The organism is Saccharopolyspora sp. NPDC049426, from assembly GCF_040676935.1.
Classification (GTDB): Bacteria; Actinomycetota; Actinomycetes; order Mycobacteriales; family Pseudonocardiaceae; genus Saccharopolyspora.
In genome coordinates this window covers 76,677-91,394 of the sequence record NZ_JBFAPZ010000012.1, presented here as the reverse complement: position 1 = coordinate 91,394, position 14,718 = coordinate 76,677, and the positions used below count along the sequence as shown (strand labels likewise).

Annotated in this window: 13 protein-coding genes; 3 read left to right on the top strand and 10 right to left on the bottom strand. The window is 70.0% G+C overall.

Going from position 1 to position 14,718, the window contains the following annotated elements; translation table 11 throughout:
- Positions 1 to 54 precede the first annotated feature (54 nt).
- From AB0J78_RS25010 to AB0J78_RS25000, 3 genes are read right to left on the bottom strand one after another with little or no spacing between them, the layout of a single operon-like run.
- A complete protein-coding gene (locus AB0J78_RS25010; RefSeq protein ID WP_363792975.1) occupies positions 55 to 1,551 on the bottom strand; it encodes a tripartite tricarboxylate transporter permease in 1,497 nt (498 codons plus the stop codon).
- On the bottom strand, positions 1,551 to 2,012 hold the full coding sequence (locus AB0J78_RS25005; RefSeq protein ID WP_363792973.1) for a tripartite tricarboxylate transporter TctB family protein: 462 nt from the start codon (positions 2,010 to 2,012) through the stop codon (positions 1,551 to 1,553). Before AB0J78_RS25005 ends, AB0J78_RS25010 begins: the two co-directional genes overlap by 1 nt.
- Before the next feature lie 5 nt (positions 2,013 to 2,017).
- Positions 2,018 to 3,016 carry a tripartite tricarboxylate transporter substrate binding protein gene (locus AB0J78_RS25000; RefSeq protein WP_363792971.1) on the bottom strand — a complete coding sequence of 333 codons (999 nt, stop codon included), beginning with the start codon at positions 3,014 to 3,016 and terminating at the stop codon, positions 2,018 to 2,020.
- A 228-nt stretch (positions 3,017 to 3,244) separates the two neighbouring features.
- Here AB0J78_RS25000 and AB0J78_RS24995 point away from each other — a divergent pair, with 228 nt between their 5' ends.
- On the top strand, positions 3,245 to 5,650 hold the full coding sequence (locus AB0J78_RS24995) for a Tex family protein (protein WP_363792969.1): 2,406 nt from the start codon (positions 3,245 to 3,247) through the stop codon (positions 5,648 to 5,650).
- Between the two features lie 55 nt (positions 5,651 to 5,705).
- On the opposite strand, the gene AB0J78_RS24990 is transcribed toward AB0J78_RS24995, so the two are convergent.
- The 5 genes from AB0J78_RS24990 to AB0J78_RS24970 form a co-directional block, all read right to left on the bottom strand.
- Positions 5,706 to 5,900 (bottom strand): DUF397 domain-containing protein, encoded by a 195-nt coding sequence (locus AB0J78_RS24990; RefSeq protein ID WP_363792966.1) that lies wholly within the window; start codon positions 5,898 to 5,900, stop codon positions 5,706 to 5,708.
- 237 nt (positions 5,901 to 6,137) lie between these two features.
- Positions 6,138 to 6,899, bottom strand: coding sequence for a MerR family transcriptional regulator (locus tag AB0J78_RS24985; RefSeq protein ID WP_363792964.1), 762 nt, complete (start codon positions 6,897 to 6,899; stop codon positions 6,138 to 6,140).
- Between the two features lie 254 nt (positions 6,900 to 7,153).
- Complete coding sequence (locus AB0J78_RS24980; protein WP_363792962.1) at positions 7,154 to 8,680, bottom strand: tripartite tricarboxylate transporter permease; 1,527 nt, start codon at positions 8,678 to 8,680, stop codon at positions 7,154 to 7,156.
- Between the two features lie 3 nt (positions 8,681 to 8,683).
- The gene (locus AB0J78_RS24975; RefSeq protein WP_363792960.1) at positions 8,684 to 9,220 is read right to left on the bottom strand and encodes a tripartite tricarboxylate transporter TctB family protein; all 537 of its coding nucleotides are present in this window, start codon (positions 9,218 to 9,220) and stop codon (positions 8,684 to 8,686) included.
- Positions 9,217 to 10,203 (bottom strand): tripartite tricarboxylate transporter substrate binding protein, encoded by a 987-nt coding sequence (locus AB0J78_RS24970; RefSeq protein WP_363792958.1) that lies wholly within the window; start codon positions 10,201 to 10,203, stop codon positions 9,217 to 9,219. The genes AB0J78_RS24975 and AB0J78_RS24970 overlap by 4 nt, the downstream gene beginning before the upstream one ends.
- A 293-nt stretch (positions 10,204 to 10,496) precedes the next feature.
- Here AB0J78_RS24970 and AB0J78_RS24965 point away from each other — a divergent pair, with 293 nt between their 5' ends.
- Together AB0J78_RS24965 and AB0J78_RS24960 are read left to right on the top strand one after the other, a co-directional pair.
- Positions 10,497 to 12,056: a sensor histidine kinase gene (locus AB0J78_RS24965; RefSeq protein ID WP_363793226.1), complete on the top strand. Its 1,560-nt coding sequence runs from the start codon at positions 10,497 to 10,499 to the stop codon at positions 12,054 to 12,056.
- Positions 12,053 to 12,736, top strand: a complete 684-nt coding sequence (locus AB0J78_RS24960) for a response regulator (protein WP_363792957.1) — start codon at positions 12,053 to 12,055, stop codon at positions 12,734 to 12,736. The genes AB0J78_RS24965 and AB0J78_RS24960 overlap by 4 nt, the downstream gene beginning before the upstream one ends.
- A gap of 212 nt (positions 12,737 to 12,948) precedes the next feature.
- Here AB0J78_RS24960 and AB0J78_RS24955 read toward each other — a convergent pair whose 3' ends face one another.
- Together AB0J78_RS24955 and AB0J78_RS24950 are read right to left on the bottom strand one after the other, a co-directional pair.
- Complete coding sequence (locus AB0J78_RS24955; protein WP_363792955.1) at positions 12,949 to 14,139, bottom strand: cytochrome P450; 1,191 nt, start codon at positions 14,137 to 14,139, stop codon at positions 12,949 to 12,951.
- An 11-nt stretch (positions 14,140 to 14,150) separates the two neighbouring features.
- A complete protein-coding gene (locus tag AB0J78_RS24950) occupies positions 14,151 to 14,711 on the bottom strand; it encodes an ATP/GTP-binding protein (protein ID WP_363793224.1) in 561 nt (186 codons plus the stop codon).
- Between the last annotated feature and the right edge of the window lie 7 nt (positions 14,712 to 14,718).

The following is a 14,718-nucleotide window of genomic DNA, read 5'->3' as shown; positions in this document are numbered from 1 at the left end:
AACCACAGCCCCACGCCACCCCGGCAGACCCCCTGCTCGTCCGAGCGCGCCCCGTCACCGGGCACTGCGCGTGACCGCCCTGCGCAGCGGAGCCCCGATCGCGACGAGCAGCGCCAGCAGCGCGACGCCCCAGAGCGTGATGGCGATCGGACCCGAGACCAGGATCGACAGGTCGCCCTCCGAGATGGTCAGCGCGCGGCGCAGCTGCTGCTCCGCGATCGGTCCCAGGATCAGACCGACCACCGCCGGGGCGACCGGGACGTCCGCCTGGCGCATCAGGAGCCCCAGCAGCCCCAGCGCGCACAGCACCACCAGGTCGACGGTCGTGCCGCCCGCGGCGTAGGTGCCCAGCGCGGCGAAGACCAGCACCCCGGCGTAGATGCCGTAGGCCGGGATCGTCAGCAGCTTCGCCCACATCCGCACCAGCGGGAGGTTGAGCACCAGCAGCATCAGGTTCCCGATGTAGAGGCTGGCGATGAGCGTCCACACCAGCGGCCCGGACTCCTCGAACAGCTCCGGTCCCGGTTGCAGCCCGTAGGACTGGAACGCGGTGAGGATGACCGCCGCGGTCGCCGAGGTCGGCAGCCCGATGGTCAGCAGCGGCACCAGCACACCCGCCGAGGCCGCGTTGTTGGCCGCCTCCGGCCCGGCCACGCCCTCGACCGCGCCGTGCCCGAACTCCTCCGGATGCCTGGTCAGCCGCTTCTCCACGCTGTAGCTCAGGAACGTCGGCACCTCCGCTCCCCCGGCGGGCAGGCTGCCGATCGGGAAGCCCAGCGCCGTCCCGCGCAGCCACGCCGGCCAGGACCGCCGAAGGTCGGAGCGCGACAGCACGACCCGGTCGCGCAGCGGCTGCACCGTCGAAGAGCCCGTCCCGCTGAGCAGGTGCCCGAAGGACTCGCTGAGCGCGAACAGCGCGATCACCACGATGACGACGTCGATGCCGTCCAGCAGCGAGTCCACTCCGAAGGTCAGCCGGGGCTGCCCGGTCTGCGAGTCGATGCCCACCAGACCGACCGCCACCCCGACCAGCAGGCTCGCGACCCCTTTGAGCAGGTCAGGGCCGAGCAGCGCGCTGACGGTCACGAACGCCACCGCCATCAGCGCCACGTACTCCGGCGGCCCGAAGCTGGTGGCGAACCCGGCGACCACCGGCGCCAGGAACGTCAGCCCGAGCGTGCCGATGGTCCCGGCCACGAAGCTGCCGAGCGCAGCGGTGGCCAGCGCGGAGGCGGCTCGTCCGGCGCGCGCCATCTTGTTGCCCTCCAGCGCGGAGACCATCGAGGCGCTCTCACCGGGGGTGTTGAGCAGGATCGAGGTCGTCGACCCGCCGTACATGCCGCCGTAGTAGATCCCGGCGAACAGGATGAGCGCGCTGGAGGCCTCCAGCCGGAAGGTGATCGGCAGCAGCAGCGCCACGGTCAGCGCCGGACCGATGCCGGGCAGCACCCCCACGGCCGTGCCGATGGTCACGCCCACCAGAGCCCACAGCAGGTGTCCCGGTGTGAGGGCGTTGGCGAATCCGTCGAGAAGCAGTCCGATCTGTTCCACTAGAAGCCCCAAGGTCCGCTGGGCAGGCTCAATCCGATGAGCCGGTCGAAGACGAAGAACACGGCCGCGGCCAGCGCCCACCCGTAGGCGAGCAGGGCCCAGCGGCGCGGAGCGCCGAGCAGCAGCGCGGAACCCACGAACAGCCCCGTCGCGGTGAGCACGTAGCCGGCCAGCGGCAGCAGCACCGCGAACGCGAGCAGCACCGCGACCAGCGCGACCACCCGCCACCAGGCGCCGTGCAGCTCCGCGCGCGCGGCTCCGGGAAGCCGGATCTTGGCCTGCACCAGCAGGCCGAGGCCGACCGCGCCGAGCAGCACCGCGACCATCACCGGCATCACGGCCGGTCCCATCGCCGAGTTCTGGTCCGGCAGCCGCATCGCGTCGACGATGATCACCACCGCGCCCATCAGCATCAGCGCCCCGAACAGGCCGGTGGAAAGCGCGGTTCGACGGTCCTGCACGGCCATCACCCCAACCCGATCTTGCCGAGCACGTCGGACACCCGGTCCTGCTCGGCGCGGAGGAAGGTCTCGAACTCCGGGCCACCGAGGGTCGCGTCGCCCCAGCCCTCTTCGGCCAGCGTCTCGCGCCACTTCGGCGACCGGGTCATCTCCAGCAGCGCTTGCTCCAAAGCCCGCTCCTGCTCAGCGGAAATGCCCTTCGGCGCGACGATTCCCCGCCAGTTGTCCAACTCCACGTCCAAGCCGCGCTCCTTGAGCGTCGGCACGTCGGGGAGCGTCGGTGCCCGCTGCGCGCTGGAGACCGCCAGCGCCCGCATCTGCCCGGAGGTGATCTGCGGTTCGAGCTCGGAGACGCCGGAGATCGCGATGGTGGCCCGCCCGGACAGCGCGGTGCTGAGCAGTTCACCGCCGCCGGAGTGCGCGACGTAGGACAGCTGCGCCGGATCGGCACCGACGGCCTGGGCGAGCAGGCCGGCGAGGATGTGCTCGGCTCCCCCGGCCGATCCGCCCGCGATGGACACCGAGCGCAGGTCGCCCTGCACCCGGGCGGTGAGGTCCTGCAGCGACCGGATCGGTGAATCCTTCGGCACCGCGATGACTTCGGCGTCGGTGGTCAGCCGGATCAGCGGTGTGGTGTCGTCGAGCGAGACCGGTGAGTCGTTGGCCTTCACCGCGCCGACCATGATCAGCCCGGTCACCAGCAGCTGGGCCGGATCACCCTGGTAGCGGACGAACTGGCTGAGCCCGATCGTCCCGCCCGCGCCGGTGACGTTGTAGACCTCGGTGCGGCCGACGCTGTCCTGCAACGAGCTCTGCATCTCGCGCGCTGTCTGGTCCCAGCCGCCGCCGGGCGCGGCCGGTGCCATCAACCGCAGCTGCCGGTCGCCGAGCACCTGCGCCACGGGGCTGCCTTGCCGCTGCTCGGCTGGGGCGGTGGCGACCACCGCTCCGGTGAGCAGCACCGCCACCACCCACGGGATCACCTTCGTCGGAGAGTGCCGCATTGTTCGCCTCGTTCAACGCCGAGCGGACTGTCCACAACTGTATACAGACCCGCACTCGCCTGAGACAAGGGTCACAGGATCTCGAAATCGGCACGTCTCACCGGATCCTCGGAGCACCCCGGCCGACCCGACACGCCGAGTCGAGTGGCACGGTTGCGCTGGTGTCCCTTCGGGCACAATGCTCGATCGGATCTGGCGAAGATCGCAGAGAAGGCGGAACCAGGAAACGTGACGACTGTTCATCAGAAGATCGCCGAGGAGCTCGGGGTCCGCGAAGGCCAGGTGGCCTCTGCTGTCGAGTTGCTCGACGGCGGGTCGACCGTGCCCTTCATCGCGCGCTACCGGAAGGAAGTGACCGGGGCACTCGACGACGCCCAGCTGCGCACGCTCGAAGAACGGCTGCGCTACCTGCGCGAGCTCGAAGAGCGGCGCGCCACGGTGCTGGAGTCGATCCGCTCGCAGGGCAAGCTCAGCGACGAGCTCGAAACCCAGATCAACGCCGCCGATTCCAAGGCGCGGCTGGAGGACATCTACCTCCCCTACAAGCCGAAGCGGCGCACCAAGGCCCAGATCGCCATCGAGGCCGGTCTGGAACCCCTCGCCGACCAGCTGCTGGCGGATCCGAGCAACGATCCGCAGGCCACCGCCGAGGGTTTCGTGGACGCCGACAAGGGCGTCGCCGACACCCAGGCCGCGCTGGACGGCGCCCGCTCGATCCTCGTGGAGCGCTTCTCCGAGGACGCCGACCTCATCGGTGAGCTGCGCGAGCAGGTGTGGACGCGCGGCCGGATCGTCTCCAAGGTCCGCGAGGGCAAGGAGGAAGAGGGCGCGAAGTTCGCCGACTACTTCGAGTTCGACGAGCCCTTCACCGCGCTGCCCTCGCACCGCATCCTGGCCCTGTTCCGCGGCGAGAACGAGGACGCGCTGGAGCTCTCGCTGGAGCCCGACGACGGCACGCCGGTCGAAGGCCCGACCTCCTACGAACTGCGGATCGCCCAGCAGTTCAACATCTCCGCGCAGGACCGCCCGGCCGACAAGTGGCTGTCCGACGTGGTCCGCTGGGCCTGGCGCACCCGGATCCTGACCCGGCTGAGCGTGGACCTGCGGCTGCGGCTGCGCCAGCACGCCGAGGACGAGGCGGTGCGGGTGTTCGCGGCGAACCTGCGCGACCTGCTGCTGGCCGCACCCGCCGGATCCCGCGCCACGATGGGCCTGGACCCGGGCTACCGCACCGGCGTCAAGGTCGCGATCGTCGACGGCACCGGCAAGGTCGTGGCCACCGACACGATCTTCCCGCACCAGCCGCAGCGGCAGTGGGACCAGGCGCTGGCCAAGCTGGCCGCCCTCGCCCAGCAGCACGACGTCGACCTGATCGCCATCGGCAACGGAACCGCCTCGCGCGAGACCGACAAGCTCGCCGGTGACCTGATCGGCAAGCACCCGGAGCTGGGGCTCAGCAAGGTCTCGGTCTCCGAAGCGGGCGCGTCGGTCTACTCCGCCTCCGCGTACGCCTCGCGCGAGCTGCCGGACATGGACGTGTCGCTGCGCGGCGCGGTCTCGATCGCCCGCCGTTTGCAGGACCCGCTGGCCGAGCTGGTCAAGATCGATCCGAAGTCGATCGGCGTCGGCCAGTACCAGCACGACGTCTCGGAGTCGAAGCTGTCGCGCTCGCTGGACGCGGTGGTCGAGGACTGCGTGAACGCCGTCGGCGTGGACGTCAACACCGCGTCGGCACCGCTGCTGACCCGGGTTTCCGGCATCAGCGAGACCCTTGCGGAGAACATCGTCGGTCACCGCGACGGCAACGGCCCGTTCCGCAACCGCAAGGCGCTCAAGGACGTGGCCCGGCTGGGGCCGAAGGCGTTCGAGCAGTGCGCCGGCTTCCTGCGGATCCCCGACGGCGACGACCCGCTGGACTCCTCCGCGGTGCACCCCGAGGCGTACCCGGTGGTGCACCGGATCCTGGAGCGCACCCAGAGCGAGATCGACGGGCTGATCGGCAACGCGAAGCTGCTCAGGCAGCTGAGCCCGCAGGACTTCGTGGACGAGCAGTTCGGTCTGCCGACGGTCAGCGACATCCTCTCCGAGCTCGACAAGCCGGGCCGCGACCCGCGTCCGGAGTTCAAGACCGCGACGTTCGCCGAGGGCGTGGAGAAGATCGCCGACCTCCAGCAGGGCATGACGCTGGAGGGCGTGGTCACCAACGTCGCCGCCTTCGGCGCGTTCGTCGACGTGGGTGTGCACCAGGACGGTCTGGTGCACGTCTCGGCGATGTCGAAGAACTTCGTCAACGACCCGCACGACGTGGTCAAGTCCGGCGACATCGTCCGCGTGAAGGTCCTCGACGTCGACATCCCGCGCAAGCGGATCTCGCTGACGCTGCGGCTCGACGACGAGCCGGGCAAGGGCGGCAAGCCCGAGCGCGCCGAGCAGGGCGCGCGCAACGGCGGCGGCCGGGGCAACGCCCCGCGCAACGGCGGCGGGAACGGCGGAGGCGGCAACCGCGGCGGTGGCGGTGGCAACCGCAACGGCGGCGGCAAGCAGAACCGCGGTGGCGGAGGCCGTCAGCGCAACGACGCCCCCAGCGGCGCGATGGCAGATGCCCTGCGCAAGGCAGGTTTCGGCAAGAACTGAAGCCGAAGAGCGGAAGGGGCCCCTCCGAATCGCTTCGGAGGGGCCCCTTCGCACGTCACCGGTCGAAACGCCCGGCCTTGACCGCCATCACGAACGATCTCCACTGCTCGGCCGAAGCGGTGAGGTGGTCGTCCTCGCGGTGCGCCGAATTCCGCACGGCAACACCGCATCTCGAAGTACCGACCTCGACGCGGGAACTCACGTTCTGAGACCGCGACGAAGCTCGCCAACCGGCCGGGTTCGCTGTCATGTTCTCGCGCCTTCCAGCTCATCGAGGATCGCGACCAAAATCCGTTGTCTCACACGGACCGATCACCGGTCCAAGAAGGGTAGACGTCGCGTTCCGGCAGGTCGCCACTTCCTCGCGACCGAGCGACGTCGAGGACCGTCCGGACGGGATTCGGCGCCGTGAGCTGAACCGATCTTGTGACGCGGACTACGTCCACACCGAACAGAAAACGGGGACTACGAGCGGCATCCGGGCTGCTCAGCGCTTCGCCGCCTCCCGGCTGCCCTCCGGCACGCTGCCCTGGGCCATCACATCGGCCATGCGCTCGCCGACGACGGCGGGGATCAGCCGCTCAGCGGAGCGGATCGCCGCCGCCTGCAGCGCGTTGAACACCAGCGGCCGAAGCCGGTCGATGACGTCGCTGTAGAAGGGCGTCGCCTCCTCGACGGTCGACACGCGCGTCACGACGTGGCTGCGCACCAGGTCGGCGAGGTCGTCCCCGAGCTCGTCGACCTTCTTCAGCATGTCCTCGGCGATCGTCAGCGTTTCATCGAGCGGAATGCCGAGGGCCACCATCTCCGCGGCGGCGTCGTAGAGCAGCGGGCTCGTGGTGACGAAGCCCCGTCCGCGCCGCTCCAGGATCCCCAGGGCGATGACGCGCTTGATCGCGCTCGGGGTGATCTGCGAACCGAACTTCTTGTGCAACTCTCCCAGCGTCACCGATCGCGGTTCCTCCATCGCCCAGGTGCGGTCGGCGACGGCCTCCTCCAGACCGAGCACCTCGCCGAGACTGCGGCCGGATTCCCAGGCGCCGAGCATCTCCTTGATCTGGGCGAACGCGTACCCGCGCTCCAGCATGCTGATGATCAGCTTGAGCCGGGTCAGGTGCGCATCGGAGTAGATCGCCGTGCGCCCCTCCTTGCGAGGCGGCGGCAGGAGCTCGCGGTCCTGGTAGACGCGCACGTTGCGCACCGTCGTTCCCGCGGTCCGGGCGAGGTCGTCGATCCGATAGTCCACCACCTCGCACAGTGTAGTAACTCCGCGCAAGCCGCGCCGATGGCCGTGCCCAGCGCACATCCGGCCGCACAACGCAAAAGTTCCGCTGCGGCGGCCTCGTCGGACCTTCCTGGGGCCTGCGGCCGATTTGGGGCCGACAGCGTTCCCGCACCGCTGACACGGGGCTCGACAGCGCGTTCCAGCAGCGGAACCACGAAGTGGCCCGGTCGAACGGGGTGCGTTCGACCGGGCCACGGAGGAGGTGGCGTCTTCGGGGGTTAGACGTCCACCTTCTCCCCCTCTTGGGGTTCCTGGAGGTTCGCCTCGCGCTTGGGCAGGAGGCGAGCCAGCAAGGGCCAGACGAGGATCACCGCGACGATGCAGTAGACCGCGATCGAGAACGGCGTGTTGACCAGACCGCTGAGGCTCCCGTCGCTGATCTGCAACGCCCGGCGCATCTGCTGCTCCGACGTCGGTCCGAGGATCACCGCGATGATCGCGGGCAGGACCGGCAGGCCGTAGCGGCGCATGGCGAAGCCGATCAGGCCGATCACGAACAGCAGCAGCAGGTCCATCGGCTCACCACCGACGGCGTACGCACCGACGCTGGCGAAGAACAGGATGCCCGCGTACAGGTACGGCCGCGGGATCTGCAGCAGCTTCGCCCAGACCGGCGCCAGCGGCAGGTTCAGCACCAGCAGCAGCACCGAGCCGATGAACATGCTCGCGATCAGCGCCCAGACGAGCTCGGACTCGCGGGCGAACAGCAGCGGGCCGGGCTGGATGCCGTACTGCTGGAACGCTGCCAGCATCACCGCGGCCACCGCCGTCGTCGGCAGGCCCAGCGTCAGCATCGAGACCATGGTGCCCGCCGCGGACGCGCTCGCCGCGGCCTCCGGACCGGCCACGCCCTCGATCGCGCCCTTGCCGAACTCCTCGCGGTGCTTGGACAGCCGACGTTCGGCCACATAGGACAGGAACGTCGGGATCTCCGCGCCACCGGCGGGAATCGCGCCGAACGGGAACCCGATGAACGGGCCGCGCAGCCACGGCTTCCAGGTGCGCCGCACGTCCGAACCGGACAGCAGGGCGCGGCCGACCGGGATCGGTGCGGCGTTGCTGCGACGCAGGTGCGCGGCGACCCACAACGACTCACCGATGGCGAACAGGCCCACCGCGACGATGACGACGTCGATGCCGTCCGACAGGTGCAGCAGCCCGAAGGTCAGCCGCTGCTGACCGGTCATCTCGTCCAGACCGATGATCCCGATCGTCAGACCGATCAGCAGCGACGCGAAGCCGCGGATCCGGGACTTGCCCAGCACCGAGGTGATCGCGATGAACGCCAGCACGGTGATCGCCAGGTAGTCCGGCGCACCGATGTCCACCGCCAGCGAGGCCACGGTCGGGGCGAGCAGCACCAGCAGGGTCAGCCCGACGATCGCGCCGATGAAGTGCCCGACGGCCGCGGTCGCGAGCGCCTGCGCGCCACGACCCTTGCGGGCCATCGGGTTTCCTTCCAGCGCCGCGATCACCGAGAAGCTCTCGCCCGGCGTGTTCAGCAGGATCGAGGTCGTCGACCCGCCGAACATGCCGCCGAAGTAGATGCCGGCGAACATGATGAACGCACTCGTCGGCTCCAGCGCGTAGGTGACGGGCAGCAGCAGCGCCACCGCCATCGCCGGTCCGATGCCGGGCAGGACGCCGATCGCGGTGCCCAGCAGCACGCCGAGCGCCGCCCACACCAGGTTCATCGGGGTCAGCGCGGTGGCGAAACCGTCGAGCAGCAGGTTCAGCGATTCCATCTGTTACAGCACCCCCATCAGCGGGCCGCCGGGCAGGGGGACACCGAGCAGGTTGTTGAACACGAAGTAGGTCACCACCGACAGCACGGCCGCCAGCAGCGGATCCCGCACCGCGTTGCGGCTGCCCAGCGCGTACGCGCAGCCCCAGAACAGGATCATCCCGGACAGCGGGAAGCCGATGATGTTGATCAGCACCGCGTTGGCCAGGAACGACGCCGACAGCAGCAGGACGGTCCGCCAGTCGCTGGGCGCCGAGAGGTCGACGTCCTCACCGGTTTCGGACTCGCCGTGCCCACCGCGCAGCACGTCGCGCGCCAGCAGCACCGAGACGAGCAGCAGCAGCCCGCCGATGAGGAACGGCACGGTCTTGGGCCCGACGGGTCCGCGCTGGGTGAAGTCGGTCGAGATCGACGCGGCGTCGGACAGCACCAGCACGCCCAGCAGCGCCAGCAGCACGCAGATGCCCAGCTCGGAGTGCTCGCGCAGCCAGTTCCGCTTGGGGCCTTCGGTTTCGGGGGTCTTGGTCGCGGTTTCGGTCATGCCAGCCCCAACTCCTTGAGCACCGTGGCCACCCGGTCGTTCTCCTGCGCCAGGAACTCACCGAACTGCGGTCCCGGCTGGTACGCCTCGGTCCAGCCGTTGCGCTGCAACGCTTCCTTCCACTCGGGGGTCGCGTTCAGGCGCTCGAACAGCGACACGAGCTTGGCGCGGTCGCGCTCGTTCATCTCCGGCGGGGCGACGACGCCGCGCCAGTTGGTGAAGTTGACGTCCACACCGGACTCCAGCAGCGTCGGCGCGTCGACGCCGGGCAGGCGCTCCGGACCGGTCACCGCCAGCACTCGCAGTTCGCCGGCTTCGATCTGGTCGCGGTACTCGCCGATGCCGGAGACGCCGAAGGCCACCTTGCCGCCGAGCACCGAGGCGAGCAGCTCGCCACCGCCGTCGAAGGGCACGTAGTTGACCTGCTTGGGGGCCAGGCCGATGGCCTTGGCCATCAGCATCGGCGCCAGGTGGTCGGGCCCGCCAGGGGACGAACCGCCACCGACCGGGACCTCGCCGGGGCGGGCCTTCCAGTCGTCGATGAGCTGGTCGAGGTTCTGGTACTTCGAGTCCTTGCCGACCACGATCACGTCGGATTCCTCGACGAGCTTGGCGATCGGGGTGGTGTCCTGCAGCGACACCGGCGAGTGGTTGGTGTAGACGCTGCCAACCACGCCCAACCCCATCGACATGGCGAGCTTGCCGTTGCCGCGCTCGTTGACGACGCGTCCGAGGCCGACGGTGCCGCCGGCGCCGGGGAGGTTGAACACCTCGGTGTTGCTCTGCAGTCCGGCGTCTTCCATCGCCTTGACCGCGGTCCGGGCTGTGATGTCGTACCCGCCGCCGGGCGAGTTGGGCACCAGCACTCGCAGGCCCCGGATCTGTGCTTCGGCACTGCTGTCACCGCTGGTGCTGATCAGTGGCGGCACCAGGAGCACCAGCAGCACGGCTGCGATGGCAGCCAGCGCGCTGCGTAGCCGCACGGGCAATCCCGCCTCTCCATTGTGGTCGGAACGTGAGCTGGCTCATGCTGCACGCCCGCGCACCGCCGTGTCTCGCTTAGGCACGTAACGACACTTACGGAACTTCTGTAACCCGGCCGTGTGAAGAACACGAACATCGAGCAGAACGCGCTGAAATCCCCCTCCACCAGCCCGGCCCTTCCGGACCTTGATCCCCTTCCCTTCCGTGCCCCGGGGAACGGGCGTTTCGGGCAGGTTCTCTTCGGTGGTGCGGTTGCGAGCGGTTAACGTTCCGGGCGAGGAGGTGCGCGGTGTTGCGTGTGCAGGGGAGCTTGTCCCGGCAGCTGCTGAGCTGGCAGTTGCTGATCATCCTCGTGCTGCTCGGCACCGTCGCCGTGTACTCCGTCGCCCAGAGCGACGTCGCGTTCCGGGCGAGCGAGGGGCGCAAGATGCTCTCGGTCGCCGAGGACCTGGCGGCCACCGAGACCGTCCGGGCGAGTCTGGCGGACCCCTACCGGCGGGATGCGCTCCCGATCCTCGCCGAGAGCGCGCGCAGCCTGTCCGGGGCCGACCAGGTGATCATCGCCGACGCTCGCGGCAAGGTGCTGACCTCGCCCGATCCGGGTCAGCGCGGTCAGCCGCTGCCGCTGGGCGAATCGAGCGTGCTGCGCGGCTCGGCGTGGGTCGGCGAGATCTCGGCGGACGGCACCGACACGCTCGTGGCGCACGTTCCGGTCATCGCCAACGACGCGCGGCTCGTCGGCGTCGTCGCCGCCGGCCGCAACACCCCCGACCTGCTGCAGGGCCTGCGCGAAGCCCCGGAGAACCCCCTCGCCCTGCTGGCCTTCGCCGCCTTCCTGGGCATCGCCGGGTCGGTGCTGCTGGCCCGGCGGGTCAAGCGCCAAACGCTGGGGCTGGAGCCGCAGGAGATCACCCGGCTCGTCGAGCACCGCGAAGCGCTGCTGCACGGGGTGCGCGAAGGCGTGGTCGGCGTGGACGAGCAGAACCGGATCACGCTGGTCAACGACCAGGCGCTGCGCCTGCTGTCGCTGCCGCAGGACTGCCTCGGCCACGACATCGACTCCCTCGAACTGGGCGACCGCGCCCGGGACGTGCTCACCGGCCGATCCGACGGCGTGGACCAGATCGTGCTGCGGAAGGGCCGGGTCGTGGTGCTCAACCGGATGCCGATCTCCACGGTCGGCGCGGTGGTGACCATGCGCGACCGCACCGAACTGGTCGACCTGCAGCGCGAGCTCGCGGTCCACCGCGACACCACCGACACGCTGCGCGCCCAGGCCCACGAGTTCTCCAACCGCCTGCACACCATCTCCGGGCTGGTGGAACTCGGCGAGTACGCCGAGTTGCAGCGCTACGTGCAGCGCATCAGCCACCACAGCGATCAGTGGCACGCCGAGGTCACCGCCCGCGTGCAGGACCCGGCCACGGCCGCGCTGCTGATCGCCAAGGCGAGCCTGGCCGCCGAGCGCGGGGTCGGGCTGCGGCTCAACGAGGGCGGATTCCTCGGCGAGATCGACGAGGAGCTCTCCGCCGACGTGGTGACCGTGCTCGGCAACTTCATCGACAACGCCCTCGACGCGCTGGAGTCCACGCGCGACGCGTGGATCGAGGTGGAGCTGCGGCAGAACGACGAGATCACCGTCGTGGTGCGCGATTCCGGTCCGGGAGTGGCTCCGGAGATCGTCGAGGAGGTGTTCCGGCACGGCTTCACCACCAAGGCGGCGCGCGGTGGTGAGCGCGGGCTGGGCCTGGCGCTGACCAGGCAGATCTGCCGCAGGCGCGGCGGATCGGTGGAGGTGCACAACGCCGACGGCGCGGTGTTCACCGCGCGGCTGCCGTGGGAGGGAGCATGATCAGAGTTCTGGTGGTCGACGACGACTTCATGGTCGCCAAGGTCCACAGCGGGTACGTGTCGCGGGTGGACGGCTTCGAGGTCGTCGGCGTGGCGCACACCGGAGCCGACGCGGTCGTCGCCGCCGACGAGCTGCGCCCGGACCTGGTGCTGCTGGACATCTACCTGCCCGACATCGACGGCATGACCGTGCTGCGCCAGCTGCGCGGCCGTCCGTCCGCCGACCCGGACGTCATCGTGATCACCGCCGCGCGCGACCTGGACACCGTCCGGGGAGCGATCCACGGCGGCGCGCTGCACTACCTGATCAAACCGTTCAGCTACGAGGCGCTGCGGGAGCGCCTGGAGAGCTTCCGCTCGCTGCACCGCACCCTCGCCGACCTCCCCGGCGACGCGCCCGCCGCCCAGCAGGACGTCGACCGCCTCTTCGGCACCCGCGCCCGGGGCGTCACGCCCCCGAAGGGCCTTTCCTCCGAAACCTCGCGCGTGGTCGAGGACATCCTCCGCGACCGCTCCGCCGCAGGCGGCGACCTGTCCGCGACCGAGTGCGCCGACGCCACCGAGATCTCCAGGGTCAGCGCCCGGAAGTACCTGGAGCACTTCGTCGAGTCCGGAAGAGCCGAAGTACGCCTCCGCTACGGAGGAACAGGCCGCCCAGAACGCCGCTACCGCTGGCTGTAGGAAATGGGTGTGGTCACCCTGCTGAACGGTGCGGGTAGCGGAACCTGAGCGGCTCCGTGGACTCAGTGCGCCGCTCCTGATGTATGCCGCTTACCCCAGGGTGGACATCGGCGTCCCGGCGTACTCGCCACGAAGCCGCTCAGAACCCGCGCCGGTGCGAGTTGCCAGAGTGGTGAGAAGAGAATGCGGCTCCGCCGCATGCTGAATGTGCCCTAGTGCGGGGAGAAGGTCACGGGGAGGGAGGTGAGGCCTCGCATCAGGACTGATGGGCGCCAGGTGAGGTCTTCGGGGTCGACGCCGAGGTTCGTGTCCGGGAGTCGGTCGAGGAGGACTTCGATGCCCGTGGTGGTGATGGTGCGGGCGATCTCCTGGGCCGGGTAGGGGCAGCCGTGCTCGCCGTGGCTGAACGACAGGTGCGCGTGGTTGCCGGTGGCGCCCTCGTGCCCGTGGGGCCGGACCTGCGGATCGGCGTTGGCCGCCGCCAGGCCCAGGACCAGCAGATCTCCCGCCCGGATGGGTTTTCCGCCGAGTTGGACGTCCTGGGTCGCCCAGCGGCCCACGTGGTTCTGGATCGGGGTGTCCTCCCAGAGGACCTCGTTGAGCGCGTGCCCGACGCTGCTGCGCCCACCCGCGAAGTCGACGGCGAAGCGGGGTTCGGTGAGCATCAGCCGCAGCGCGTTTCCCATCCAGTCCGATGTGGTCAGATGCGCCTTGCCGAGGGTGATGAACAGGTCCGCGGCGATCTCGTCCTCGGTGAAGCCGATCGGGTGCTTCACCAGGTGGGACACCAGGTCTCCGGTTGGTCTCGCGCGTCGCTCGCGGACCAGCCGCAGCATCCGGGCGACCGTGCGCTCGTGCGCGCGCACCGCTTCCTCGCCCTCCTGCCCGGACAGCGCGACGTCGTGGGTGAGCATCGGGGCCTCGTCGTCGGCCAGCCCGTAGATCTTGGCCATCGCCAGCAGCGGGATCTGGTGGGTGTACTCCACGACGAGGTCGGCGAAGCCGCGACCGGCGAACCGGTCGATCAGCGTGTCGCAGATCCGTTCCACCGCAGCGGAGAGCTCGAACTGGTCCACTGTGTCCAGTGCTTCGCGCACGACGGCGCCGCGGGTGCGGTGCTCGTCGACGTCGGCCAGCAGCGCCGACGGCCGGGGCTCGACGTAGGCGCGCAGCGACCAGTTCTCCGGGACGATGTGCCAGCGGTTCCAGCGCCGCGGGTCACGGCCGAACAGCTCGGGATTGCCCACCACGTAGTGCAGTTCGCGGTAGCCGAGCACGCACCAGGCCGGGACGCCGCCCTCCAGCTGCACGGGCGCCACCGGCCCGTGGTCGCGCCGCAGCTGTCGGTACACCGCGGCCGGGTCGCGTTGGAAACGCGCGCCGTAGAAGGGAGTCGTGCTCACGTGCGGGTCCATCACAGGCCCCGGGCCAGCGACATCTCGTGCAGGTGCTCCACCAGTCGCACCAGCACCTCCTTGCTGGACTCCCGGTCCCGGGCGTCGCAGTCGAGCATCGGCACCTCGCCGGACAGGTCCAGCGCGTCGCGCACCTGCTCCAGGCCGTGCTTGGGAACGCCGAAGTTGTTGCGCGCCACGACGAACGGCGTTCCCTGCTCCTCAAGCCGGTCGATGGCGTACCAGCAGTCGGCGATGCGCCGGGAGTCCACCAGCACGACCGCGCCGAGGCAGCCGCTGAACAGCTGGTCCCAGATGAACCAGAACCGCTCCTGCCCCGGTGCGCCGAACAGGTACAGCACCATCCGCTCGTTGAGGGTGATGCGGCCGAAGTCGAAGGCCACCGTGGTGGTGGTCTTGGCGCCCACGCCGGCGGTGGAGTCCACGCCGACGCTGGCGGTGGTCATGGTCTCCTCGGTGTTCAGCGGCCTGATCTCGCTGACCGAGCGCACCATGGTGGTCTTGCCGACCGCGAAGCCGCCGATGATGACGATCTTCAACCCGTCGGACGCGGTGCGCAGCAACGGG

What these genes read in the sequence shown, in the direction of transcription:
- AB0J78_RS25000 (WP_363792971.1), bottom strand. Translation starts at nt 3,016, where the DNA reads ATGCGGCACTCTCCGACGAAGGTGATCCCGTGGGTGGTGGCGGTGCTG.
- AB0J78_RS24980 (WP_363792962.1), bottom strand. Translation starts at nt 8,680, where the DNA reads ATGGAATCGCTGAACCTGCTGCTCGACGGTTTCGCCACCGCGCTGACC.
- AB0J78_RS24975 (WP_363792960.1), bottom strand. Translation starts at nt 9,220, where the DNA reads ATGACCGAAACCGCGACCAAGACCCCCGAAACCGAAGGCCCCAAGCGG.
- AB0J78_RS24990 (WP_363792966.1), bottom strand. Translation starts at nt 5,900, where the DNA reads ATGACAGCGAACCCGGCCGGTTGGCGAGCTTCGTCGCGGTCTCAGAAC.
- AB0J78_RS24960 (WP_363792957.1), top strand. Translation starts at nt 12,053, where the DNA reads ATGATCAGAGTTCTGGTGGTCGACGACGACTTCATGGTCGCCAAGGTC.